The 25026-nt window shown below is 72.8% G+C and carries 22 protein-coding genes; 13 read left to right on the forward strand and 9 right to left on the reverse strand.

All coding sequences use genetic code 11. The annotated features are described in order from the left end of the window. The first annotated feature begins 6 nt into the window (after positions 1–6). Complete coding sequence (locus ACZ42X_RS00885) at positions 7–426, forward strand: DsrE family protein (protein WP_468282652.1); 420 nt, start codon at positions 7–9, stop codon at positions 424–426. Positions 427–441: 15 nt separating this feature from the next. On the opposite strand, the gene ACZ42X_RS00890 is transcribed toward ACZ42X_RS00885, so the two are convergent. After that, positions 442–1233, reverse strand: a complete 792-nt coding sequence (locus ACZ42X_RS00890; RefSeq protein WP_468282655.1) for an ABC transporter ATP-binding protein — start codon at positions 1231–1233, stop codon at positions 442–444. 153 nt (positions 1234–1386) lie between these two features. Between ACZ42X_RS00890 and ACZ42X_RS00895 the strand changes: the two genes are divergently transcribed. After that, positions 1387–1737 carry a cupin domain-containing protein gene (locus tag ACZ42X_RS00895; protein WP_468282658.1) on the forward strand — a complete coding sequence of 117 codons (351 nt, stop codon included), beginning with the start codon at positions 1387–1389 and terminating at the stop codon, positions 1735–1737. A 52-nt stretch (positions 1738–1789) separates the two neighbouring features. On the opposite strand, the gene ACZ42X_RS00900 is transcribed toward ACZ42X_RS00895, so the two are convergent. Continuing rightward, on the reverse strand, positions 1790–2764 hold the full coding sequence (locus ACZ42X_RS00900) for a Rieske (2Fe-2S) protein (RefSeq protein WP_468284084.1): 975 nt from the start codon (positions 2762–2764) through the stop codon (positions 1790–1792). Positions 2765–2888: 124 nt separating this feature from the next. Between ACZ42X_RS00900 and ACZ42X_RS00905 the strand changes: the two genes are divergently transcribed. The 5 genes from ACZ42X_RS00905 (at position 2889) to ACZ42X_RS00925 (ending at position 8327) form a co-directional block, all read left to right on the forward strand. Next, positions 2889–3557 carry a PadR family transcriptional regulator gene (locus ACZ42X_RS00905; protein ID WP_468282661.1) on the forward strand — a complete coding sequence of 223 codons (669 nt, stop codon included), beginning with the start codon at positions 2889–2891 and terminating at the stop codon, positions 3555–3557. A gap of 62 nt (positions 3558–3619) precedes the next feature. Continuing rightward, the gene (locus ACZ42X_RS00910) at positions 3620–5341 is read left to right on the forward strand and encodes an acyl-CoA dehydrogenase family protein (RefSeq protein ID WP_468282664.1); all 1722 of its coding nucleotides are present in this window, start codon (positions 3620–3622) and stop codon (positions 5339–5341) included. Between the two features lie 346 nt (positions 5342–5687). Further along, the gene (locus tag ACZ42X_RS00915) at positions 5688–6020 is read left to right on the forward strand and encodes an alpha-amylase (RefSeq protein ID WP_468282667.1); all 333 of its coding nucleotides are present in this window, start codon (positions 5688–5690) and stop codon (positions 6018–6020) included. A gap of 48 nt (positions 6021–6068) precedes the next feature. Then, positions 6069–6434, forward strand: a complete 366-nt coding sequence (locus ACZ42X_RS00920) for an MmcQ/YjbR family DNA-binding protein (protein WP_468282670.1) — start codon at positions 6069–6071, stop codon at positions 6432–6434. A 225-nt stretch (positions 6435–6659) separates the two neighbouring features. After that, positions 6660–8327, forward strand: coding sequence for a carboxylesterase/lipase family protein (locus ACZ42X_RS00925; RefSeq protein WP_468282673.1), 1668 nt, complete (start codon positions 6660–6662; stop codon positions 8325–8327). Here ACZ42X_RS00925 and ACZ42X_RS00930 read toward each other — a convergent pair. Then, positions 8250–9011, reverse strand: a complete 762-nt coding sequence (locus ACZ42X_RS00930; RefSeq protein WP_468282676.1) for an alpha/beta fold hydrolase — start codon at positions 9009–9011, stop codon at positions 8250–8252. The genes ACZ42X_RS00925 and ACZ42X_RS00930 overlap by 78 nt on opposite strands. A 36-nt stretch (positions 9012–9047) precedes the next feature. Then, positions 9048–9980 carry an NADP-dependent oxidoreductase gene (locus tag ACZ42X_RS00935; RefSeq protein ID WP_468282679.1) on the reverse strand — a complete coding sequence of 311 codons (933 nt, stop codon included), beginning with the start codon at positions 9978–9980 and terminating at the stop codon, positions 9048–9050. Positions 9981–10095: 115 nt separating this feature from the next. Here ACZ42X_RS00935 and ACZ42X_RS00940 point away from each other — a divergent pair, with 115 nt between their 5' ends. Beyond that, on the forward strand, positions 10096–11076 hold the full coding sequence (locus ACZ42X_RS00940; RefSeq protein ID WP_468282682.1) for a GlxA family transcriptional regulator: 981 nt from the start codon (positions 10096–10098) through the stop codon (positions 11074–11076). A 21-nt stretch (positions 11077–11097) separates the two neighbouring features. Here ACZ42X_RS00940 and ACZ42X_RS00945 read toward each other — a convergent pair whose 3' ends face one another. Both ACZ42X_RS00945 and ACZ42X_RS00950 read right to left on the reverse strand, forming a co-directional pair. Then, complete coding sequence (locus tag ACZ42X_RS00945; protein ID WP_468282685.1) at positions 11098–16239, reverse strand: tetratricopeptide repeat protein; 5142 nt, start codon at positions 16237–16239, stop codon at positions 11098–11100. After that, on the reverse strand, positions 16236–16739 hold the full coding sequence (locus ACZ42X_RS00950) for a hypothetical protein (RefSeq protein WP_468282688.1): 504 nt from the start codon (positions 16737–16739) through the stop codon (positions 16236–16238). Before ACZ42X_RS00950 ends, ACZ42X_RS00945 begins: the two co-directional genes overlap by 4 nt. A gap of 398 nt (positions 16740–17137) precedes the next feature. Here ACZ42X_RS00950 and ACZ42X_RS00955 point away from each other — a divergent pair, with 398 nt between their 5' ends. The 5 genes from ACZ42X_RS00955 to ACZ42X_RS00975 all read left to right on the forward strand — a co-directional run bounded on the left by ACZ42X_RS00955 (position 17138) and on the right by ACZ42X_RS00975 (position 22725). Further along, positions 17138–17764, forward strand: a complete 627-nt coding sequence (locus ACZ42X_RS00955; protein ID WP_468282691.1) for a hypothetical protein — start codon at positions 17138–17140, stop codon at positions 17762–17764. Positions 17765–18080: 316 nt separating this feature from the next. After that, positions 18081–18797, forward strand: coding sequence for a polyprenyl diphosphate synthase (gene uppS / locus ACZ42X_RS00960; RefSeq protein WP_468282694.1), 717 nt, complete (start codon positions 18081–18083; stop codon positions 18795–18797). After that, positions 18798–19661, forward strand: coding sequence for a phytoene/squalene synthase family protein (locus tag ACZ42X_RS00965; RefSeq protein WP_468282697.1), 864 nt, complete (start codon positions 18798–18800; stop codon positions 19659–19661). Beyond that, complete coding sequence (locus tag ACZ42X_RS00970) at positions 19658–21178, forward strand: oxygenase MpaB family protein (RefSeq protein ID WP_468282700.1); 1521 nt, start codon at positions 19658–19660, stop codon at positions 21176–21178. The genes ACZ42X_RS00965 and ACZ42X_RS00970 overlap by 4 nt, the downstream gene beginning before the upstream one ends. Positions 21179–21213: 35 nt before the next feature. After that, positions 21214–22725, forward strand: coding sequence for an ABC1 kinase family protein (locus tag ACZ42X_RS00975; RefSeq protein ID WP_468282703.1), 1512 nt, complete (start codon positions 21214–21216; stop codon positions 22723–22725). On the opposite strand, the gene ACZ42X_RS00980 is transcribed toward ACZ42X_RS00975, so the two are convergent. The 3 genes from ACZ42X_RS00980 to ACZ42X_RS00990 form a co-directional block, all read right to left on the reverse strand. Next, the gene (locus ACZ42X_RS00980) at positions 22722–23357 is read right to left on the reverse strand and encodes a hypothetical protein (protein ID WP_468282706.1); all 636 of its coding nucleotides are present in this window, start codon (positions 23355–23357) and stop codon (positions 22722–22724) included. The genes ACZ42X_RS00975 and ACZ42X_RS00980 overlap by 4 nt on opposite strands. A gap of 575 nt (positions 23358–23932) precedes the next feature. Beyond that, on the reverse strand, positions 23933–24610 hold the full coding sequence (locus ACZ42X_RS00985) for a restriction endonuclease (RefSeq protein ID WP_468282709.1): 678 nt from the start codon (positions 24608–24610) through the stop codon (positions 23933–23935). A 47-nt stretch (positions 24611–24657) separates the two neighbouring features. Then, positions 24658–24867, reverse strand: a complete 210-nt coding sequence (locus ACZ42X_RS00990; protein WP_468282712.1) for a hypothetical protein — start codon at positions 24865–24867, stop codon at positions 24658–24660. Positions 24868–25026 lie beyond the last annotated feature (159 nt).

Below are 25026 nucleotides of genomic sequence, written 5' to 3' on the forward strand. Positions count from 1 at the left end.
GAAGCCATGGAGAAGCTCGCCATCGTCGTCCGGGACGACGCCTACGACAAGCTGCTCACGCCGCTGACGTTCGCCTGGCTGTACGCGGAGAAGGGCGTGCAGGTGGACATGCTGTTCGTGCTCTGGGCCGTCCGCGTCCTGACCAAGGACGGCGCCGGGTCGGTGGAGGTGGAGGGCCGGCACAGCGGCGCGGACGCGGAGGAGCTGCGGCGGAAGATGACCGAGGACGGGGAGCCGACCGAGATCCTGGACTACCTCACCCACCTCAAGAGCACCGGCCACGTGAACCTCTACGCCTGCCGTCTCGCCGCCGAGAGTTTCGGGGTGGACGAGACGAACCTGATCCCCGAGTCGGCGGGCATCGTCGACGCCACGTGGTTCCTGGAGGAGAAGGCCGCCCCTGCGGACCACTGCCAGTACTTCTGACGGCGGGAGCGTCCCTCATGGGCGCCGCCGGGCCCGCGCGCTCCACCGCCCGTCCCTGCGCTCCAGCTGGACGGGGTGGCCGAAGCAGGTGCTGACCAGGTCACTGGTCAGCACCTCGGCGACGGGACCGGAGGCCAGGGCGCGTCCGGCCCGCAGCAGCAGCGCGTGGGTCGTACCGGCCGGGAGCTCCTCCAGGTGGTGGGTCACCAGCAGGGAGGCGAGTCCGGGGTGTGCCTCGCGCAGGGCGTCCAGCCGGTCGAGCAGCAGCTCACGGCCGCCCACGTCGAGCCCCGTGGCCGGTTCGTCGAGGAGCAGGAGCCGCGGCCGCGGCATCAGCGCACGGGCGATGAGGGTCCGGCAGCGCTCCCCCTGGGAGAGCGTCGGCCAGCGGGCTTCGCGCCGGCCCGCCAGCCCGAGCATCGCCGTCAGCCGGTCGGCCCGCTCCTCCTCGTCGGCGGACGGCAGCCGGCGCGGTGGGCGCTCGATGGAGTTGGTGAGGCCGGTCAGGACGACATCGCGTACGCGCAGCGCCGAGCGGAGGGGGTGGCGGGGGTTCACGTGTCCGATGAGGGCCCGCAGTTCCCGCAGGTCGACCCGGCCGAGCCGGTGGCCCAGCACCTCCACCGTGCCGCTGGTCGGGTGGGTGAGCGCACCGAGCAGGCCGAGCAGCGTCGACTTGCCCGCGCCGTTGGCGCCGAGCAGCGCCCAGTGCTCACCCGCGCGGACGGTGAGCGAGATGTCACGGAGGAGGGGGACGCCGTCGCGGACGACCTCGACGTCGTGGGCTTCGAGGGCGGTGGCGGTCATCGGTGGGGGGAGGTAGCGGTGAAGATCACGGACGGAAGCCTAACCACTCCTCAGCTCCTCAGACAAGTTGGAGGACTGGACCGGTTCCGACCCCTCCCCCGGTTCCGACCCCTCCCCGTACGCTCCGACCTTGAGTGCGTACAGTCAGGGCCCATGACGAACCAGTCCTCCTTCGTGGTGCACGTCCCCGACGCCGAGCTGGAGCCCGAGCCCCTGGACCCCGAGCAGATCGCCTCCGGCGATCCGGTGGTGACCGGGAAGGTGCTGTGGGAGTCCGCCGACGGCAAACAGGTGCGCGGCATCTGGCAGATCACGCCCGGCGTGGTGACGGACACGGAGGCGAACGAGCTGTTCGTCGTCGTCAGCGGGCGCGCCACCGTGGCCGTCGAGGGCGGGGACACCCTGGAACTCGGGCCGGGTGACGCGTGTGTCCTGCGCGAAGGGGACCGGACGACCTGGACGGTGCACGAGACCCTGCGCAAGGCGTACCACATGTGCCTCTGAGGCCATCGGCGTCACGGAGGCCCGGCCGTCCGTCGCCCGGCGTCGCCCGGCGTCACCCCGCGCGGGTCGCGCGGGTGGCCGCCGCCGCGCCCGCCGTGACGTCCGCGAGGTGCCGCAGCCGTACTTCCAGGCGCCCGTCGGTCACCCGGGTGTCGAACGACGGCTGAGGCGCCGTCGCGGGTCCCCGGACGTTCCAGCCGTCGGCGAGCCGGAAGACGCTGCCGTGCCACGGACAGCGCACGCAGCCGTCGCGGATCTCGCCCTCCGACAGCGGCCCGGCCATGTGGCTGCACCGGTCGGCCAGCACATGGACGGCTCCGCCCGGCTCGCGGAACACCATGACCGCCACCTCGCCGACATGGCTCCGTACCGCCCTGCCGACCGGGAAGTCGGCGAGGTCGCCGAGGACGTGCCAGCCGGGCTCCGTCATGTTCGGCACCTGCTCGGCGTGGTTCGCGCCGGACGCCTGGCGGTAGGCGAGGTGGCCGCCCAGGGCGCCGCCCACCATGACCGCCGACAGCCCGGCCAGCCCCAGCGCCTTGCCCCGCCACACGCGGCCGCGGCGCCTGGCCGCGTACGAGGCCGCGTACAGAGCGACGGCGGTGATGTTGCCGGCGGCGTGGACGAGCCCGACGCGCTGCTGCTGCTTGGGCAGGTCGGCCCAGTCGACCCAGCCGGCCACCGCGGCGGGCCCGGCCGTCGCGAGACCCACGCCGATCAGGGCCCGGGAGGCCCGGCGGTTGCCGGGCAGGGCGTCGAGCACCGCCGCCGACAGCCACGTCCCGATGGGCACCTGCACCATCAGCGGGTGCAGGGGGTGCCCGAGCCAGCGCCCGTGCAGCACGTCCCGTGCGGCGCCCAGCGGGGCGGCCTGGACCGCGGACCGCACCGCGCCGATCAACCAGTCGGCTCCGGACCACCGCTCCAGCCCGTCCACGCCCCGGAGGACGCGGCCGGGCCCTTCGGCCGACGGCAGGAGCCGCCGCACGACCGCGGTCCCGCTCTGAAGCTTGCCCGTTCGTTTCATCCCGGTCATGCCGTTCCGGGTAGCCGCTCACGCCCCGGATGAAACGGCGGGCCGCCGAGTGAGCCGGGTCTCACCCGGGCGCCACGACTTGTCTATGCAACAAGTTGCATAGCAGGATCACGGCATGGCGCTCGAGCACGCGATCCTCGTCTCCCTGCTGGAGAAGCCCGGCTCCGGCTATGAGCTGGCCCGGCGCTTCGAGCGGTCCATCGGCTACTTCTGGACCGCCACCCACCAGCAGATCTACCGCGTCCTCAAGCGCATGGAGACCGACGGCTGGATCGACGTGCGCGAAGTGGCGCAGCAGACCCGGCCGGACAAGAAGGAGTACTCGGTCGCCGCCTCCGGCCGGGCGGCCCTCTCCCGGTGGCTGCACGATCCGATCGAGCCCGAGAGCGTCCGGCACGACCTCGCCGTGAAGATCCGGGGCGCCGCCTTCGACGACCCGGCCGCGCTGATCGCGGAGGTGGAGCGCCACCAGGGCCTGCACCGCGACCGGCTCGCGCACTATCTCGCCGGAGAGCAGCGGGACTTCGGCGCGGACCGGGCTTCCGGAAGGCCGGTCGACGCGGACGGTTCCGCCGACACGCTCGGTTCCGCCGACACGCTCGGTTTCGGCGACGCGGACGGGTCCGTCGACACGTCCTGTTCCGGCGACGCGGGTGGCGCGCTCGATGCCGGGCGGGAGCTCCAACACGCGGTGCTGCGGGGTGGAATCGCGTACGAGCGGATGATGATCGCCTGGCTCGACGACGTGCTCGCCACCCTCCACCGGCTCCGTCCCGGCCACTGAACCCCGTCGGCTCTCCCTGTCGCTTCCCCTCCCCTGTCCCCAAGCCGGAAAGGCGAACATCCATGGCTGACCCGCTGCTGTTCAACCCGCGCACCTACGACCCCGCGCACTTCGACCCCGAGACCCGCAGGCTGCTGCGCGCCACCGTCGACTGGTTCGAGGAGCGCGGCAAGCGCAAGCTGATCGAGGAGTACCGCTCCCGCGCCTGGCTGGCGGACTTCCTCGCGTTCTCGGCGAAGGAGCGGCTGTTCGAGACCTTCCTCACGCCCGCGTCCGCCGCCGAGGGACAGCCGGACAAGCGCTGGGACACCGCGCGGATCGCCGCCCTCAACGAGATCCTCGGCTTCTACGGCCTCGACTACTGGTACGCGTGGCAGGTCACGATCCTCGGCCTCGGACCGGTCTGGCAGAGCGACAACGCCGCGGCCCGCGCCCGCGCCGCCGAACTGCTCGCGCAGGGCGAGGTGTTCGCCTTCGGCCTGTCCGAGAAGACCCACGGCGCCGACATCTACTCCACCGACATGCTGCTGGAGCCCGACGGCGACGGCGGCTTCCGGGCCAGCGGCTCGAAGTACTACATCGGCAACGGCAACGCCGCCGGGCTCGTCTCCGTCTTCGGCCGCCGCACCGACGTCGAGGGCCCGGACGGGTACGTCTTCTTCGCCGCGGACAGCCGCCACCCGGCGTACCACCTGGTGAAGAACGTCGTCGACTCGTCGAAGTACGTCAGCGAGTTCCGGCTCGACGGCTACCCGGTGCGCGCCGAGGACGTCCTGCACACCGGGCGCGCCGCGTTCGACGCCGCGCTCAACACCGTCAACGTCGGCAAGTTCAACCTCTGCACGGCCTCCATCGGCATCTGCGAGCACGCGATGTACGAGGCGGTCACGCACGCGCAGAACCGCATTCTGTACGGCCGCCCGGTCACCGCCTTCCCGCACGTGCGCCGCGAGCTGACGGACGCGTACGTCCGGCTCGTCGGCATGAAGCTGTTCAGCGACCGCGCCGTCGACTACTTCCGCTCGGCGGGCCCGGACGACCGGCGGTACCTGCTGTTCAACCCGATGACCAAGATGAAGGTGACCACCGAGGGCGAGAAGGTCATCGACCTCATGTGGGACGTCATCGCCGCCAAGGGGTTCGAGAAGGACACGTACTTCGCGCAGGCGGCCGTGGAGATCCGCAGCCTGCCGAAGCTGGAGGGCACGGTCCACGTCAACCTGGCGCTGATCCTGAAGTTCATGCGCAACCACCTGCTGGACCCGGCCGATTACGCCCCCGTGCCGACGCGCCGGGACGCCGCCGACGACGCGTTCCTCTTCCAGCAGGGGCCGGCCCGCGGTCTGGGCTCCATCCGCTTCCACGACTGGCGCCCCGCCTTCGACGCGTACGCGCACCTGCCGAACGTGGCCCGCTTCCGGGAGCAGGCGGACGCCCTGTGCACGTTCGTCACCACCGCCGCGCCGAACGAGGAGCAGAGCCGCGACCTGGACCTCCTCCTCGCCGTCGGCCAGCTCTTCGCCCTGGTCGTGCACAGCCAGCTGATCCTGGAGCAGGCCCGCCCGACCGGCTTGGACGAGGACGTCCTGGACGAGCTGTTCGCCGTCCTCGTACGCGACTTCTCCGCGTACGCCGTCGAGCTGTACGGCAAGGACTCCGCCACGCCCGAGCAGCAGCGCTGGGCCCTGGACGCGGTCCGGCGCCCGGTCGTCGACGACAGCCGTTCGGCGCGTGTCTGGGAGCGCGTCGAGGCGCTGTCCGGGGCCTACGAGATGGCGCCGTAGACCCGGAACCGGCGAACCCGGTGTGCGGGAGCGGCCGCGAGCATGCGCGATTTCCGGCCGAAGTGTTCGGTCGCTCGGACAGGTTGCGCCCGTTCCGGGGCGGCGGTGCAGGTGGGCGCCCTGTGACCGGTGCGGGCGGCGGCTCCCGCCATGTGCTGCGGCGCGCCGGGCGACGTGGCGGTGGGTGGAACGCCGCAGGTCGGTGGAGACGTCGTCCCGAGGACGTCATCCGGCGGAAATCCCAGCGTCACACGGCCTTCGGACAGGTCGGCGCGAACCTTGTCCACCCGCGCCGACGGCGACGCACACTAACCCTGTCGTTCAACTCATGAAGACAGGAGTGGCAGTGAAGCGGATTTTCCGTTCAACTTTCAGCGTTGCTGCGCTGGTGGCCCTCGGTGCGCTCGGTCCCGTACCCGCCGCGACGGCGGCGTCGGCCGGTTCCTTCGCACCGGCTCCGGCGTGCCTGGAACTGGCCGCCGGCTGGCGGTACACGCTCGTCGGCAACCACTGTGGCACGCCGCACCGGGTGACGGTGGAGTACCGCGACGGCACCGTCGCACCCTGCCGCGAGGCCGCCGCCGGTGACACGGTGACGTTCGCGGGCTACGGCCCGCAGGGCAACGACGCCCTCGGCGTCCGCCTCTGCACAGAGGCGGACGCACCTGCAAGCGCCTGACCGGCTGCGGAAGGTGGGCTGTCAGTGGTGCTCGCTACCGTGATGGCCATGATCGATGCCGAGCAGGTCCGCCGTATCGCCCTGTCCTTCCCGGAGACGGTGGAGAAGGAGGCATGGAGCATGCCCACCTTCCGTGTGGCCGGGAAGATGTACGTCACCATCCCCGACGACCAGACGTCGTTCGCCGTGCGCTGCCCCAAGCACGAGCGCGCCGAACTGATCGCCGCCGAGCCGGGGAAGTTCTGGGTCCCACCGCACGAGGCGAGCTCCGCATGGGTCCGCGTGCGGCTCGCCGCCTTGGAGGACCTCGACGAACTGCGGGACATCCTCGTCGACTCCTGGAGACAGGCAGCGCCGGACCGGCTGGTCGAGGCCCACCCCAGCCTGCGACCCGGCGGGGCGGCCGACCGCTGAGCGCGGGGCCGGCCCACCCGGCCCGGAACAGCGGCGCCTGCAACGGCCGTCACGGTACGGAACGGCGCACGGGCGCTTGACCCACGCTCGGTCGCTCGCGGCCAGACGGGTTCGGGGGCCGCGGAGCGCAGAACGACGGGGCCGCTGCGAGCAGAGCCGCGTCCGATCAGGTCACTCCGGTGCGTCCGTGCGCGGCGGCCCGCGCCCACAGGGAAGGCTTCCGTCGTGACGCATCGCACCCATCGCACGTATCGCAGCACCTCCCCTCGCACGTCCGTCGTGGTGGCCGCCTGCGCCCTGGCGCTCGCCGCCGCGCTCGTCTCCGCCGCGCGCCCCGCTCCAGCCGCCACCAGCAGCGCCGCGACCGGCGAGACGGTCCGGACGGAGGCGGGCCTGGTCCGCGGGGCCCGGTCGGGCGCGTACCGGATCTTCCACGGCATCCCGTACGCGGGTGCCCCCAAGGGGCGGTACCGGTGGGCCCCGCCCCGCCCCGTGCAGCCCTGGAAGGGGGTCCGGGACGCGACCAAGCCGGGGCCGCTGTGCCCGCAGGTGCCTTCGCAGTACGCGCAGATCTCCAGCACCGAGGAGGACTGCCTGGTCCTGAACGTCACGGCACCACCCGGAGCCGACCGGCGGCGGCCCGCCCCCGTACTCGTGTGGATCCACGGGGACGGCTCCGTGGGCGGCGGCGCCTTCTTCGACGGGCGCCGACTGGCCCGGCGGGGACTGGTGGTCGTCACCGTCAACTACCGGCTCGGCGTCTTCGGCGGCCTGGCCCTGCCCGGACTGGACGGGTCCGGCACCTTCGGCCTCCAGGACCAACGGGCGGCACTGACCTGGGTGCGGAACAACGCACGCGCCTTCGGCGGCGACCCCGGCAACGTCACCGTGGCCGGCGTGTCGTTCGGCGCGTCCGCCATCGCCGGGCACCTGACGTCTCCCGCGTCCAAGGGCCTTTTCCACCGGGCCGTGATGGCCAGCGGCGAGGGCATGATGGACATGCCGGCCGGCGCGATGGGACCGGGCGTACCGGGATACCCGTGGTACGTCTGGCGGACGGGGCGCGAGATGGAGGACGTCACCACCGAGATGACCTCGTCCCTCGGCTGCCGCGACGACCGTCCCGAACGCACCCTCGCCTGCCTGCGCGCCCTGCCCGTGAAGACGATCCTGGAGGTGCCGTACATCATGAACGCCTTCCAGGCCTTCGGTCACGGCAACCCCACGCTGCCCGAACTGCCGCCCACGGCCCTGCGTGCGGGACGTTTCCACCAGGTGCCCGTCCTGTCGGGCGCGACCCTCGACGAGCACCGCACCTTCGTGGGGATGCAGTACGACGCCGCGGGCAAGCCGTTCACCGAGGCCGACTACGACACCGCGCTGCGCACCGCCTTCGGTGAACCGTGGGCCGGGCGCGTACGGGACGAGTACCCCACGAGTGCCTTCCCCTCCCCCGCGCTGGCGTGGGCCACCGTCATCACCGACCGCATGTGGGCGCGGGGCACCCAGGCCATGCACAGCGCGCTGGCACGGCATGTGCCGGTGTACGCGTACGAGTTCGCCGACCGGGAGGCGCCGATGTTCCTGCCGCTGCCCGGTGAGTTCGACTTCGGCGCCTTCCACGCGGCTGACATCCCGTACCTGTTCGAGGACGAGGTGGCCGAGCCCCTCTTCACCCCGGCGCAGCGCCGCCTGTCGGCGACGATGACCGGGTACTGGGCCGCCTTCGCCCGCACCGGCGCGCCGCACGGCCCCGGGCTGCCCGCCTGGCTCCCCCACCGCCCGGGGGTCGCGGGCGGCCCGCCGTACACGCAGTCACTGGCGCCGCGGCGCATCGGCCCCGTCGACTACCACCGCACTCACAACCTCGGTTTCTGGAGCCGCATGCCCTGACGCGCCGGATGGGGGCCGTGCCGCCGCCAGCAGGATCTCGAGCAGGTCGTCGGGGGCGTCCCGCATCACGTTGTGCCCTGAGGGCACTGCGTGCGTGCGCCAGGAGGGATCGTCGCGGAGGCGCTCGTGGAGTGCGGTGAAGGGCGACTGCCCCTCCCACCCGGTGGCGTAGACGTAGTCCCTGCCGCGGAAGCGGTCGAGCCCGCCCTCCAGCCGGATCGCCTGGAGCAGGGACGCCAGGGGGTGCGGTGTCGCCCGGGGGTCGAAGAACGGCAGCGGTGCGCTGGTGTAGCCGGTCTCGCCCACGCCCTGCAGGTACCAGGCGCGTTCCTGCTCGGTGACCAGCGACCAGCAGGAGTCGCCGTTCTCGGGCACCATCGCGTCGACGTAGACGAGTCCGGCCACGCGCTCGGGTGCGCGGTCGGCGGCGCCCGTGATCACCATGCCGCCGTAGCTGTGGCCGACCAGTACGGCGTCGGTGATCTGCTCGTCCTCCAGGAGGTTGACGACGTCGGCGATGTGGGTGTCGAGGTTGACCGTGGCGGTGAGCAGGTGCCTGCGGTCCCCCACGCCGGTGAGGGTGAGGGGGTAGGCGTGGTGTCCGTGTTCCCGCAGCCCGCGTGCCAGCGGTTCGAAGGTCCAGGCGCCGTGCCAGGCGCCGGGTATGAGGACGAAGGTGGTCATCGGGGTGTTTCCTTGTCTCGGTGCGCGTCGGGGCGGTCAGTCCGCGACGGTGAGCACGATCTTGCCGGAGGTGCGGCGGCTGTCGCCGAGCTCGTGCGCCTTGGCGGCCTGGTCGAGCGGGAGCACCGTGTCGATCTCCGGGCGCAGTTGACCCTTCTCCACCAGGGCGGCGATCTCCCGCATGCCCGCCTGGTCGGCTTCCACGATCATGAAGGCGGCGCGCCGGCCGACGGCGGCGGCGTCGTCGGCCAGATACGCCTCGGCCGGGGAAGCGAGGGAGACCAGGACGCCGCCCGGGCGCAGGGTGCGCAGCGAGCGCGGCCCGTAGGCGCCGCCGATGGTGTCGATGACGACGTCGACGGGCGCGACGGCCGTCTCGAAGTCGGTTTCGGTGTAGTCAACGAGCTCATCCGCGCCGAGGCCGCGCAGGAACGCGTGCTTGGCCGCGCGGGCCGTCCCGGTCACGTGCGCACCGCGGGCCTTGGCGATCTGGACGGCGAGGTGCCCGACGCCGCCCGCCGCCGCGTGGACCAGCACGCGCTGGCCCTCCTGTACGTGGGCCACGTCGACCAGGGCCTGCCAGGCGGTGAGCGCGGCCAGCGGCAGCGCCGCGGCCTGTATGTGGGTCAGCGCCCCGGGCTTGCGGACGAGGTGCCGGGCCGGGGAGGTCACGTACTCGGCGTACGTGCCCGCCGGGAGCGGGTGGCGCGGCAGACCGAACACCTCGTCGCCGGGGGCGAGCGTGGTCACGCCGGGGCCGACCGCCTCGACCACGCCGGAGACGTCCCAGCCGAGCCGTACCACCGTGCCGGCCAGGCCGCCGGAGGCGCGGTGCCAGGAGTCCGTCGGGTTCACCCCGGCGGCGTGGACCCGCACCAGCACCTCGGCCGGACCGGGCTGCGGGCGCTCCACCTCCGTGACCTTCAGAACCTCGGGCCCACCGAATCCGTCCTGGCCGATCGCACGCATCGTCAACTCCCGTTCCCCGTCGTGGCGGGCCACCGCGGCCCGTCGTGATCAAGCTTTTCGTACGCGGTGGAGAGGAGCGAGTGGCAAGCTTGCCAACACCTGAAAGGATCTTGCCATGCATCGTGTTCTCGTCCTCGCCCTCGACGGTGTCTATCCCTTCGAACTCAGCATCCCGGTGCGGATCTTCGGCACGGCGGCCGGACGGGACGGGAAGCCGCTGTACGAGGTGGCGACGTGCAGTCTGGACGGCGGGCCGGTCACCACGAGCGCCGACTTCACCATCGCCGTGGCCCACGGCAGCGAGGCGTTGCGGACGGCGGACACGGTCGTCATCCCGCCCTTCACCTGCGGCCCGGCCGGGGGCTCCGCAGAGGGCTCCGCCACCGAACGGGAGTGGCTGCCGGACGCGTTGCGCCGGGCCCTGACGCTGGTTCCGGCGGGCGCCCGCATCGTCTCGATCTGCACGGCGTCGTACGTCCTCGCCGCCGCGGGCCTGCTCGACGGCCGTCCCGCCACCACGCACTGGAACGAGGCCGAACACTTCCAGCGGTCCTTCCCGCGGGTCCGGGTGGACGCCAACGTGCTCTTCGTCGACGACGGTCAGGTCCTCACCGCCGCCGGGGTGGCCTCCGGCATCGACCTCTGCCTGCACCTGGTGCGGCGCGACCACGGCAGCGAGATCGCCAACCGGGTGGCCCGGCTGTGCGTGGTGCCCCCGTGGCGGGAGGGCGGCCAGGGGCAGTACATCGACCGCCCGGTGCCGGAGCCCTCGGACGCCACGACGGCCCCCACCCGCGACTTCGCCGTGGGGCGGTTGCACCAGCCGCTCAGCCTGGCCGAACTGGCGGAGCACGCCGGCATGAGCGTCCGGACGTTCTGCCGGAGGTTCCGCGAGGAGACGGGCATGCCGCCCGGCAAGTGGCTCACCCGGCAGCGCGTCGAGCACGCGCGGCGCCTGCTGGAGACCACCGACCTGCCGGTCGACCAGGTCGCCGCCCACGCGGGCTTCGGCACCGCCGCCTCGCTCCGCCAGCACCTCTCCGGCGCCATCGGGGTCTCGCCGTCGTCGTACCGCCGGGCGTTCCGGTCGGTGTGAGCGCCGGGGGCCCCGGACCGCTCAGCGGCCCAGGGCGCGCAGTGCCTTCTGGCGATGGCTCAGCGCCAGCTGCTCCGACTCCCGGTGGCCGGAGCGGCGAAAGTGGTCGGCCGCCCGCTGGTTGACGGTGACGGCTTCCTCGTACCGCCCCACGTCCACCAGGAGGCCGCCGAGGAGGAGCAGACCCATGCCCTCTCCCCGGCTGTCGGCGGTCTCCCGGCAGACCTCCAGGTACCGCTCGAACGCGGGGACGGAGTCCTCGTACCGCTGGAGTCCTACGGCCACGACGCCGAGCCGGAAGAGCGCCTGCCCTTCGTTGGCGCGGTCCTCCCGGGCCCGGAACAGCTCCGCGGCACGCCGGTAGGACGGGATGGCCTCACCGTTCCGGCCCATCTGCTCCAGGAGCTGGGCGAGGTGGAAGTGGACCTGGCACTCCCGCTCGCGGTCGGCCGTTCGCGGGTAGACGGTGGCGGCCCGCCGGTAGGCGGTGACGGCTTCGTCGTTCCGGCCCAGTGCCCGCAGGGCGTTGCACAGGTTGAGGAGCGCGGACCCCTCCATGGCGGGGAGGTCCTTCTCCCCGAAGCAAGCGGCGGCGCGCACGTACGTGGGGACGGCCTCCTCGTACCGGCGCGCGCCCATGAGGGCCTCACCCAGGCGGTACAGGGCCATGCCCTCGCCCCGGGGGTCGCCCGACGCACGGTACCGGTCGACGGCCTGCCGTACGACGGCCAGGGATTCCTCCTCGCGGCCCGCCGCCGTGAGGGCGTCGCCGAGATGGAGCAGCGCTTGGGCCTCCCCGGAGCCGTTGCCGGTCCCGCGGAAGAGCTCGACGGCCTGCCTGCAGACGGTGATGGCCTTCTTCGGCTTTCCCTGCCCGGTCAGGCCGCGCCCGACGACGGTCAGCGCGTGCGCCTCCCGGGCGCGGTCACCGGACCGGCGGTGCGTCTCGGCGGCGTGCCGGCCGGCGGTGACGGCTTCCGCGTGCCGGCCCAACCGGTACAGGGATTCCCCGAGTTCGCCGTACGCCGCTCCTTCGCCACGTGCGTCGCCCGCGGCGCGGAACGCGACGATGGCCCGCTCGCGGGCGGCGACGGACTCCGCGACGCGCCCCAGCTCCATGAGCGCGGATGCGAGCCGGTCGAGCAGTTCGGCCTCGTGCGCCGGGTCGCCGGCCTCGCGGTAACCGGAGGCCGCCTGCTCGCAGACCGGCACGGCCTCGGCGTGCCGGCCCTCGTAGACGAGGACGAGGGAAAGGTTGAACAGCACCGTCAGCTCGCTGTCGCGGTCGCCCAGTTCCCGGCAGAGCCCCAGCGCCCGCTGGTACACCGTGATCGCTTCGGCTGACCGGTGCACCTGGCAGAGACGGATGCCGAGCGCGTGCAGCACCATGGCCTCACGCTCGCGGTTGCCGACCTTGCGATAACCGGCGGCGGCCTCCTCACCGGCGGTGACGGCCTCCTCGAACCGCCCCGCTCTGGTCAGGGCCTCGTGGCGGACGGCCTGTGCGTGGGCTTCGAGCTCCTGGTCCCCGGTCTCCCGCAGGAGTGCGGCGGCCTTCCCGCTGGCGGTGGCGGACTCCGCGTAACGGCCCAGCTCCGTACAGGCGTTTGCGAGGTTGATCAGCTCCGACGCCTCGCCGGTGCGGTCGCCGAGCTCGCGGAAGACCGCGGCGCCCCGCTGCGTGGCGGCGACGGCCTCGTCGTAGCGCCGCGTGTGCAGCAGGGCGGTGCCGAGCCGGCTGAGCACCCGGCCTTCCTTGCCGCGGTCGTCGTTCTCGTGGAAGAGCGCGGCCGAACGCTGGTAGGCGGTGATCGCCTCGTCGAGCCGGCCGGTCTCGTACAGGGCGTCGCCCAGGTTGCTGAGGGAGTCCGCCTCGCGGCGGTGGTCGCCGTGCTCGCGGTAGACGGCCGCGGCCTGCCGCGAGGGGGCGATGGACTCCTCGTGGCGCCCCTGGCTGAGGAGGGCGTTGCCGAGGTTGTGCAACGGCAGACCCTCATGGCGGCCGTCGCCGGTCTCGTCGGAGAGGGCGGCGGCACGCCGGCTGACCTCGGCGGCCTCGGCGAACCGCTTCGCGGCCGTCAGGGCGTTGCTCAGGTTGGTGAGCGCCGCCACCTCGAAGATCCGCGGCCTGGCGCCCCGGAAGGTGGCCGCGGCCCGTTCGGCGGCGGCGACGGCCTCGTCGTGGCGGCCGCCGTCGGCCAGGGCGGTGCCGAGGTTGGTCAGCGCGGTGCTTTCCAGGATGCGGTCACCGGTCCGGCGGAAATGGCCGGCGGCCCCGTCGAAGAAGGCGGCCGCGTCCTCGGAGCGCCGCATGCCCATCAGAGCGTGGCCCGCTTCGAGGAGCAGCTCGGCGGCGCGGCGGCGGTCACCGGTCTCGATGTGGACGGCCGCGGCCCGCTCCACGGCGGTGACGGCCTCCTCGAAACGTCCCAGGCGGGCCAGGGTCTGGCCGAGCTTTCCCAGCGACGTGGCGAGGTCCGCCCGTTCGGCCCCGGAGAACGTCTCGTCCAGCTGCCGGTACAGCTCGGTCGCCGCACGCGTGGCGGCCAGCGCCTCCTCCCGGACGCTGCTCGGGGTGCGGGCCAGCCGGCCGCGTACGTCCGCGTGCTCGGGGAGGTCGACCGTGGGGTGGGCGAGCGTCAGCCGCCGGAAGAGGTCGTCGGCTTCCCGGGTGACGGCCAGGGCCCGCTCCTCGTGGCCCAGGGCGAGGAGCCGGGTACCGAGGTCGTTCAGGACCTTGGCCAGACCGAGGCTGTGGGCGGCGGCGTCGGTGTCGGCCAGCTGCCGCTGGATCGCCACGGCCTCCTCGGCCGGGGCGAGGGCCTCCTCCCCGCGGTCCAGGTCCGCGAGGAACGCCGACAGGCTGATCAGCGCGGTCGTCAGGTCGGGCTGGTGGGCGGCGGGATTGGCGTCGGCCAGCTGACGGTACAGGTCGGTGGCCACCTCGGTGATCTCCAGCCCTTCCTCGGGGCGGCCGGCGGCACGCAGCGCGGCCCCGAGGTGGGTGAGCGACATGGCGAAGTGGTGCCGCTCGCCGTCGGGGTCGGCGTCCGCGAGGCGCCGGTACAGCTCGACCGCCTCTTCGGCGGCGGCCAGGCCCTCCTCGGTGCGGCCCGCGTCGACCAGGCGCAGACCCAGGTTGTTGAGCAGCCCCGCCAGGTCGGGCCGGTACACGGGGTCGGCGTCGGCCAGGCCCCGGTACAGCTCGGCCGCCTCCTGGGTGGCGGCCAGGGCCTCCTCGGACCGGCCGTGCCGGGCGAGCCGGCTGCCGAGCCCCGCCAGCGAGTCCGCCAGGCGGTCCTGGTGAGCGGCGCGGTCGGCGGCGGCCAGGCTGCGGCTGATCGCCACGGATTCCTCGGCGGTGAACAGCGCCTCCTCCCAGCGGCCGGCGGCGGACAGCCGGTCGCCGAGGACGCTGAGGGCGTTCGCCAGCTGCGGCAGGTGGCCGGGGTCGCTCCCGGCGAGCTCCCGGTGCAGGCGTACGGCCTCCTCGGCGGGGGCGACCGCCTGCTCCCGGCGGCCGGCGTTGGCCCGGCGCCAGGCCAGGGTGCCGTACAGCCAGGCGCGTTGGCCGAGGTCCGTGGTCGTGGCCAGACGGTGCGCGATCAGGGTCTCGACGACGGCGAGGATGCCGCTGTCCAGGTCCGCGTGGCGGCCCGAGGGCAGTTCCGATTCGACGGCCTCCAGGACCGCGAGCAGGGAGGGGTCGACGCCCTTCTCGGCCGGGCCGCTCGTGGCACTCGTGTCGCTGGTGGCGCTCGTGTCGGCGAGGGCGGCGAGCGCGGTCAGGGCGGGGCTGCCGGCCGCGATCGCGAGGCCGGGTTCGGCGCGCAGCAAGGGGTAGAGCACCCGCTCGCCGAGATGGGCCCAGCGGTCGGCCGCGGAGGCGAGGAACGTCACGGCCCGCGGGGCCACGGTGGGCCTCAGCTCGCCGTCCAGAAGGACCGCCGGGACACCGCTCGCCCACGGGTCGGGGTCGTAGGCGCTGATGTCGTGCCCTGGCGTGAGCAGGGCGAGGAAGTCCTCGGCAAGCCGGTCGGGGTAGAGCGGCTCCAGGACCAGCTCGCGGTCGGCGGGCGGGTAGCAGAACCGGTGGTCGAGGAGGAGGTCCTGCGGGTGGCCCGGCAGGTCGAGGGCGCGCAGTGCCCGCGCCCCGGCGTCGTGGCTCACGGCACCGGTGAGGGCGGCCGTGAACACCGTCTTGGCCATGACCGCGGGCCGCGTCCGGTAGTCCTGCCCGTGCCCGCCGGCGTCGAACAGCCTCTGCCACGCCCGGTATTCGCGGTCCAGGAGGTACGCCGACAGCTCGTGCGGCTCCGCGAGGGGGGGCCGTTCGCCGCGCGTGTGGGCGTCGACGGAGACCAGGGCGGCCATGTGCAGGTTCAGCGTCAGGCCGAAGCCACGGCGGTTCAGGGAAACGGGCGGCCCGACGGCTGCCGTGTCCGGCAGGTCGTACAGGTCGTGTGCGGCGAAGCGGTCCCGGGCGGCGGTGAACATCCGCAGCCGGTCCGCGTCCAGGGAGGGGAGCAGCAGGTCGCCGGTGGCGGCGCGGCGGTCGGCGAGCTCACCGCGCAGGGCCGCGAACCAGCGGACGGTGCGGCCGATCAGGAGGACGCGCGTGGGCCGCTGCCGGTGCAGGACGGGGTCGGACAGCAGGCGCTCCAGCTCGCTGTGCGCCCAGCGGTCGGCGTAGTCGACCACGAGCAGCACACCGGCCCCGTCCGCGGGGGATGCGCCCACGTCACCCGCGGGCGGGCCTGCGCTCCGGAAGCCCGCCTGCAGGACCTGCCAGCGTTCGGCCGCCGGCAGGTCCGGACTCCGGGACTGCTCGGCGAACTCCGTGGCGAGCCGCGTCTTGCCCTCCCCGCCGGGAGCGTGGAGCAGGAGCACCGAAAGCCGCGTCTCCCGCGCGTCCCGCCACTGCCGCAGCCGTTCCAGCTCGGCCTCCCGGCCGGTGAAGGGGACGACGTGGCTCCGCGCGTCGAGCAGGCGGCTGGGCTGCGCCATCAGCCATGCGGTGTCCGGGGCGGCCGGGGCGGGTAACACCTCGATCGCCGGCAGCCGTGCCCCGTAGTAGTGGTGGTGGACGGTCGCCGTCGCGTTCGGTCCCTGTGCCGCCACCGCGCCGGCGGCGACGTGCTGTTCGTAGCGCGGCTCGGTCAAGATTCACCGAGGGGCGCCTGAGCCGGTGCACCGCCGGCTGCGTAATGGTGGTGGTTGATGGTGACGGCCGCGCCCGGACCCTGTGCGCCCGCGCCGCCGTTCTGGATCACCTGGCTGTAGACGCCACCGGCTGCCGTTCCGCGCAGCGCCGCCCCGAGGGCGCGGATCTCGCCGTCGGCGCCGGGCTGCCCGGCGAGCAGCTCGCGCAGCAGCCTCTCGTGTTCGGCCGAACGGTCGGCGTTGTCCAGGGCCGCGCCGAGCCGGGCCGCCCAGTCGTCGTGCGCGGCGCCCAGGGCCGACTCGTCGCCGCGCTCGTAGGCGGTGAGGACGGTCTCGCGGGCCTGCTCCAACTCCGCCTCGGCGGCCGCTGCTTCGTCGTCCTGGCCGCGCCCGAGCAGCCGGACGAAACCCCGCTTGGTGTGGTCCCACGCGTCCGTCGTCATCGCGGTGACGAGCGTGGTCGCGGCGGTGGCGGCGACGGCCGCGACAGCAGGGTCCAAGACGATCTCCTCCAGAGGCACTTGACCACTCCGAGGGCACAAGTGTGCCATCGGGTCGCTGCGGACGGCTTGGTTCACCTGATGCGGTTCCGGCCAACTTCCCGTTCCGTTCGTTCGAGGGAGGGCCCGGTCGGTCCCGTACCTGCACCGTCCACACCCACTTCGCCCAAAGGAACCCGCTCGTGTCCAGGCCTGCGCACCTCCGCGCCGTCACGACCGGGGCAGCCCGACCGCCCCCGTCAAGGCCCACTCCCGCGCCATCCGCGTCGCATGACGCAGGCACGGCCGCCGCGCGAGAACCCCGCACCGCCGCGTCGGGCACAATCACCCAGGGCTACCGCGCCACCCCTCCCGCCCCGCCCAGAAACCCGACACCGCACAGCACAGGAGCACACCCGTTGACCGAGGAAACACGCGAACGAGCCCGGCAGGCCCTGGAGAGCGGGGAGCGGCTCGTCGACGCGTGCTCGTACGAACTCGCACCCGGCGTGCCCACCCCGCCCGAACCGCTGGTCGCCCGCCCCGAGCCGTCGGCACTCCACCGGCGCGTCGAGGAGAAACTGCCCCGGCCCCTGCGGAAGTTGCTCACCTCCGCCGCCCTCGACCCCCGCCGCTCACGACCGGCCGCCGCGGCCGACGCGCTGGACCGCCTGCCCGACGCGGTCGAGAACGTCGGTACGCGACTGATGCACGGCAAGAGCATGGAAGGCGGCTGGCAGAGCGCGGCCGGGCACTTCCTCATCCGCCTCGCCGAGACACGCGGCTCGGTCACGGGCATCCTGGCCGTCACCGACAGGCGCTGGTTCGCGCTGAGCGACGTCTCCCCGTTGTGGCAGCTGACGCCGCAGATGCGGCAGTGCTGGGAGGCGCCCCGTTCCGCGATCGCCGCCCTGCACGTCAACCCCATGGGCGTCCTGCAAAGGGGCCGGATGGACCTCCGGTTCACGGACGGCTCCTGGGTCGCCCTCCTCGCGTCCGTCCCCGCGCACGCGACGCCCTTCGCCACGGCGGTCACGCGCCCCTGACCGGGTCGCAGCCCCCGGTTCCCTTCCGCTCGGCAGCACGGGACGGGGACCGGCACCTCACCGCTTACACCGCAAAAACGCATTCTGCCTTCTCCTTTGACCCCCGCGCTCATTCTCCTTTTCGCGCTTTCACCTCATCGAATAAAGACATCCATTCTGCCGTCGCACAACGGTGCGACAGAAAAGCCGGAACGATTCAGGCTGTTGGGGGTGGGGTACGAACGACGCCGTGAGCACGTTCATGGGAGGGTGGAATTAAATGGCCGGTACCCCGTTGTCGTCGGAGTCGCATTCGTTCAGAGGCCGGGCGCCTGTGGTGCCGCCGGAACGACTGCCCGCACACGTCGCGCTGATCGTCGACGGCAACGGCCGGTGGGCCGCTCGTCGCGGCCTGGCCCGCAACGCCGGGCACGCCGCCGCCGTGCCGCGCCTGCTCGACACCATCGACGGCGCCGTGGAGGCGGGGATCCGGTACCTGTCGTTCTACCTGTTCTCCACCGAGAACTGGCGACGCGAGCCGGAGGAGGTCGCGAGGACCCTGGAGATCATCGGCGATTTCGTCACCGACAACCGTGCCGAACTGCACGCCAAGGGCGTACGGGCCCTGTGGTGCGGCCGGCGCGACCGGGTGCCGCCCGCACTGGGCCGTACCCTCGCCGACTTCGAACAGCTCACCCGCGGCAACCGGACGCTGGACCTGGTCTTCTGTGTCGACTACGGGGCCCGCGACGAACTGCTGCGGGCAGCCGCCGAGTTGGCTCGGGACGCCGCCGACGGACGGCTGAGCCCCGACCGCATCGACGTCGCGTCGCTGACCAGCCGGCTGTACCAGCCCGGCGTACCGGACGTGGACCTGCTCATCCGCACCTCGGGCGAGCACCGGATCAGCAATTTCCTGCTGTGGCAGTGCGCTTATGCGGAGCTTTACTTCACCGACGTGCTCTTCCCCGACTTCGACCGCTACGCCCTCTGGCAGGCGGTGGCCGACTATGCCGGCCGGGAACGCCGTTTCGGAAAGGCAGGGGCGGCCTGAATGAACCTGGTGCCGCCCGTCTCGTACCGGGTCGTGCTGGACCGTGCCGGAATTCACGAGCCTTCGGCGCGGAACACGTACCGCGATATCGCCCGCGAAGTTCGCCGACTCGAGCCTCCCTACTATGCGGCCACTCGGCTGCTCGCTCCACTGTGGCTGCAGCCGCACATCCTGTGCGTGTACGCGTTCGCTCACGCCACGGACACCGCTGCCGACAGCGGGCCGGTCGGCCGGCGGCCGCAGCGCTTCCGTACATGGGAGGCCACCGTACGGGCGGCTCTCACCGACCGTCGTGCGGACGATCCCCGGCTGGCCGCGCTGCTGCTCACCCTGGAACGCACCGGGCTCCCCGAGGCGTGGGTGGGCGACTTCATGGACGGCATGGCCGGTGACCTCGACTACCGTCACTTCGGCTCGGAGGCCGGCTTCCAGGCGTACGTGGACCGCGTCTCACATCCGCTGATGCTCCTGCTCAGCGGGGTCCACCCCGGGTGCCGCACAGAGCAGGTGGTCCGCGCGCTGCGCGACGCGGCCGAGGCGGCACAGCGCATCGACTGCCTCGGTGACCTCGCCGACGACCTGCGGGCCGGGCTGCCCTGCCTGCCGCACACCGGTCGGCAGCTGCCCGAGCAGATCGAGCTCGCCGGCGCGGCCCTCGACCGGGCCCGCGCCGTCCTGACGCTCCTGCCACCGGAGTTCACCCCCGTCATGACGGCGTTCCTCGACGTGCACCGGATCCAGCTGCGGGCCGTCGAACGAGCCGGACCCCACCTGACGCGCAAGACCGTCCGAACCCCCCTGATGCCCTCGCTCAAGGTCCTCTTCGCCGCGCGGCGACAGCACATGGAAGGCGCCCCGACATGACCGCACCCCTGTCGGCCTCCGAGCCCGAAGTCTCCATCGACTGGACGGGTTTCCCCGGCCCCGGGTCCGTGACCTGGAGTCTGCTGGGCCAGTGGCGGATGGCACTGGTGATGCCCCGCCTGCTGGTCCTGCAAGCGGCGCACCCGGTGGTCGGCGCCGGCCTGGCGAAGCACTCCACCTATCGCACCCACCCCTGGCGACGAGTCGATCACACCCTGATCAGTCTGCAGCGCTTCGTCTACGCCCCGCCCGAGCAGCGGCACAAGGAGGTGCACCGGATCCTGCGCGCCCACCGGCGCATCAAGGGCACCGATGAGCGGGGCCGCGCCTACACCGCCGAGCAGCCGGAGGTACGAGCCTGGGTGCTCGGCACCGTGTTCGAGGCGATGAGCAGCATGGAGCGGCTCGCCGGCCGGCCGCTCTCGGCCGCCTCCGAGGCGAGGCTGTACGACGAGTGGCGTGCCACTCTCGGGGCCTTCGGCCTGGACCGCGACCTGCTGCCGCCCGATCTCGACGGGTTCTGGGACTACTTCGAGCGGATGCAGCGCGAGGTGCTGGAGGACAACACCGAAGTGCGTTTCCTGATGCGGGACATGTACCGGGGTGCCGCGACGCCGTCGGTGCTGGAGTGGTGCCCGCCGCTGTGGGCGATGATGCGTTCCTCGGCCGCGATGCTGATGCCCGGCGCGGTGGCCGCGCAGCTGCCGCGGACGTACCGGGAGCGCCTCCATCTGCACGTGGGGCAGGCCGACCGTACGCTGTCGCGCACCGTGCACCACACCGCGCGCGCCGCGATGGAGCCGCTGCCCGTAGGCGGCCGGTACATGCCCATCGCCGCCGCCGCGCTGGCAGGCCGGGACCTGGACGAGGCGGACGAGGTGCGCCCCGGCGGCTTCACGCTTCCCGGCGCCGGTCTCCTGTCCCGGCCCCTGGGGCTGGTCAGAGCGGTGGCGTCCGCGGCCGTCCGAGGGCGGGAGCGCGACTCCAGGGAGGACCGGCTGGGTCGTTTCTTCTCCCAGGTGCTCGACCAGACCGGCGACGGCAGGATCGACGCCCCCGACCTCCAGGCCATGGCCCGCGCCCTGTGCTGGCAGCTGGAACTCTCCCCGGAGCAGGAGGACAGGGTGTACGCCGGATTCACCACGTGGTGGGAGCACATGCGCTCCACCATGGATACGGACGGGGACGGAAGCATCGGCAAGGAGGAGTGGATCACGGCGATGCTCCGCAACTGCGACGCGGACCCCGCGTACGTGCGCGACGGTGTGCACCACGCTGTGCGCGCCATGTTCGAGGCGGTGGACACCGACGGTAGCGGGGCGATCGACCGGCATGAGTACCGCACGGTGTTCGCGGGAGGACGGATCGATCCGGGCGACCTCGACCGCGGCTTCGACGAACTCGACGTCGACAAGGACGGCACCATCAGCCTGCCCGAACTTCTGGACGGTTTCACGGCGTTCTTCATGGCCCGGGAAGCACACGTGTCCGGAACGCAGCTGCTGGGACGGGCCTGAGACCGGTGGCCGTGGGAAGGGAAGGCGTTCGGGGCGTGGCCGTGGCCCGGCTGGCCGGGCTGCTCGCGCAGGATGTGCTCACGGCCCAGGAGAACGCCGATGCGCCTGAGGGCAAGGCGGCCGCGCAGCGCTGCCGGGCGCGGCGGATCCGGGAGGCGTTGGAGGCGCTGGGGCCTTTCTACATCAAGGTCGGGCAGGTACTGGCCACCCGGCCGGATCTGGTCTCCGGCGCCTTGGTGACGGAACTGGAACGGTTGCAAGGCGCGGTGACGGTGGCGCCGTTCGCCGCTTTCGAGCCGGTACTCGAGGAGGAGCTGGGGCGCGACTGGCGGCGGCTGTTCCGCGAGGTCGACACCGGCCGGCCCTGCGGTTCGGCGTCGCTGGCCCAGGTGTATCCCGTGGTGCTGCACGACGGCAGCCGCGCCGTGCTCAAGGTGCAGCGGCCCGGGGCCGCGGGCCGGATGCGGGCGGACATGGCGGCGCTGGGCCGAGCGGCCCGGATGACGGGGCGGGCGGCTCCCCGGCTCGCGGAGGTGCTGGACCTCGACGCCGTCCTGCAGGGGATCTTCGACTACATGCGCCCGGAGCTCGACTTCACCGCCGAGGCCGCGCACATGGAGGCCGGCCGCCGGGCGGCCGCGGGCTTCCGCCACCTCACGGTGCCCGCGGTACGGCAGGCCGGGCGGCGGGTGCTGATCCAGAGCGTCGCGCCCGGACGGGCGCTCAGCGCCGGGGCGGCGGACGACCTGTGCGAGGAGCAGCGCGAACGGGTGGGCGCCGAACTCCTCAGGTACATGTACCGGGGCTACTTCGTCGAGCACTTCTTCCACGCCGATCCGCATCCGGGAAACGTCTTTCTGCACCCCGAGACGGGGGCGACCCTGATCGACTGGGGGATGGCCGGGCGCGTCGACCGGCACACCGGGACGGTGGGAGCGCTCGCGTTCACCAGCATCGCCCAGAACGACGCGCGCGGGCTGGCCGCTGCCTGGCTCGAACTGGGCCGGTCGACGCCGCGCACGGACCTGCCGGGGTTCCGGGATGATCTGACGCGCGTGGTGCCCCAGTTGGCGATGAGCCGGCTCGACGGCATGAACCTCGGCTCGGCCCTGTCCACGATCCTGCGGTGCGCCGCCCGGCGCGGGATCCGTACCAGCCCCATGATCGGCATGTTGGGCAAGTCCATGGCCAACGTCGAGTGCACGGTGCGCGGCATGGCCCCGGGTCTGTCGGCCGCGGAAGTGTTCCGGGAAGCGCTGATGGACGTCATGGGTGAGCTCGCGCGCAGGCACCTGTCACAGGAGCAGGTGGCACGGCGGGGGCTGGAGCTTCTGGCGGCCGGTGACAGCGCCGTGGACGAGGCACGCGCCGTACTGCGCGGTCTGGCCAGCCAGGAGGGCACGGCGCGCACGGGGTTGTCACCCGGTCACGGCATCGGTGGTGGCGAAGGACGGGGTCCGCTGGCACGCTACGGCGGTGCCGCAGCGGGGTGGGCGCTCGCCGCGTGGGCGGTGCACCGGGTGACGCGCCACGGGCCGCGGCGTTAGGGAGCGTCTCGCCGTTCCCCGCCGGGCTTTGGCCCGCGCCCCACCGCCCACCGCATGCTCGAAGTGGCCCGCGCGGTCTCGTCACCGGCGGGCCACCGGCCACTCGACCGATGACGTCGCTCAGACCTGGCTGGCGAGCGGTCGCCGTAGTAGTGCTCGCCGTAGTAGTGCTCGCCGCCGACCAGGACCGAGGTGACGTACAGGGGTAGACCGCCTCGCGTTCGGGGGACCTCCTGGGAGGTCTGGCGGGTGAAGCCCAGGGAGACGCCGGGGATGAACGGGTACGCGTGATCCGTCCGGTCGACCGTCCACCCACGCTCCTCCGCCCGCCGGAAGAGGTCCTCGGCCGGTGTCGTGAAGACGTCGTCGCCGTCGAGGAGCACGCGGACGTCGGTGTGGCGGCCTTCGCCCGGCCACCACAGCTCCACCGCGGTAACGGACTTCCCGGCGTCTTCCAGCAGCACGTTGACCCCGATTACGTCGCACGCCGTGGAGATCGTCGTCGACGGATCGTCCTCGTCGTAGTCGATCTCAGGTGTCCCCCAGGAGGCGACCGCCTCGACGGCCTCATCGAGCGTCATGCCCAGCCGTACGGGGCCGGCGCCGCGGGGCGGATCCAGGACGAGGTCCATGGGAACGTCTGCCTTTCCTCCTACCTGCGTCCGCTTCCGGGAAGGTGGCCCCGGCCACCAGTCACCAGTCAGGTTCGCTGGTTGCGTCTGCCGGTGCCGACGGTAGCCGAGCCCACCAGCCTCACGTACGCAGGGTCCAAACGGCCGCCCGGAGCGCGGCGGCGCGGCGTGAAGTGGCATACGGGGGCGACAAGAGCGTCGAGCGCCGCCGTCCGTGGTCGGCGGATGTGCAAGCCTTCCCCTTCCAGATGCCGACGGAGAAGCGCAGCGGCAGGGGTAGGTGGAGCTGCTCACGAAGAGCTGCGAAAGGGCTGGGCGCTTGGGCGCGGTTCGGTTGCACACGGCGGAAGCGGTGGCCCGGGGTTCTTGGCCCGCGTCCTGGGCACCGAGTTCGCCGGTGACATCTCGGCTCAGAACCAGGCCGATGGCCGGCAGCGGAGGCCGGCTGCCCCCGCTGCCTCGGCGGTTGACACGACTGTGCGTGGCGCGAGTGCCGTAGCCTTCCGGCGCCAGCGGGTGGCGGTCCTCGGACGCGTACTCCTCCGGAGCGTGGGATCGTGGGGAGACGGGCAACTTCAGGAGAAGGCAGTCGGCCTGCGGGGCGGCGGGACGGCGCGGAGCAGCTGCCAGAGCGGGCGTGAGCCGGATGCCCACGTTGCGAGCGTGTCGCGGTCGACCACGTAGAGGTGCTGCTGCTTGGCGAAGGCCACGGCCGGCTTGGTGACCCGGCCGTTCGTGACGATGACCGCGACGTCCGCGCCGTGGACCTGGCGGGCGGTGCCGTTGAGCACCTGGAGGTCAGGGGTACCCACCGCTGAGCCGGCGAGGCCGTTGCGGCGGTGTTTGCACTGGATCACCCAGCGCCGTCCATAGGGGTCGGTGGCCTTCACGTCGGCGCCCAGGTCGCCGCCGCCCCCGACACGGGCCGCGTCCTGGCAGCCGTCGCGGCGCATCAGATCCCGCACCGCGTCCTCGAACTGGGAGTGGTGCAGGGCGTCCAGCTGGGACAGTGCGTAGCGCAGACCCTGCGCGCGGACCGCTTCCCACCGCGCTTGCTGCTGTTTGTGGTGGAGCCAGGCGCCGCCGGCCAGCAGCGCCAGCGTGCCGATGACGATCAGGACCCACCAGTGGGTCAGCAGCCAGTTGACCACGGCCACCACCAGGCCGACGGCCAGGGCTGTGGCCACGAGGATGCCGATCAGCCGGTCCTCTGCATGCCGCTGCTTGCTGGTCCTGCGGGTGCGACGCCGCACCGGCGGACGCCTGCCGGCCGGCCTCCGGCCCTTGCTCGCGCGGGAGCTCACCGGCTGGCCTGTGTGACGCCGGTCGCGAGCTGTCCCAGGAGGTCCATGATTCCCTGGCCGACCGGGGTGGGCGCCAGCAGGACACCCAGCGCCAGGACGAGGATTGCAGTATTCCTTTCCTCGACGCGGCTGCGGGCTTGCGTACGGCGGCGCAGCCGGAAGAAGACGATGACTGCGAGCAGCACCGCCACGTTAATGGTCAGCAACCGTCCAGACCTCCCCCAACGATCGGCCCTCAGGCGGGGCGGCAGTGCGCCACCCCAGCGTCCTTGTGTAGCCGGGCGTCAGTGATGTTGGAGGCGGGTTGCCGACGAATGGCACAAAGGCATCGGACCTGGCCGGATATCGCGCGGCGGGTCGGTCGT

This window comes from Streptomyces sp. NPDC030862, assembly GCF_055571835.1.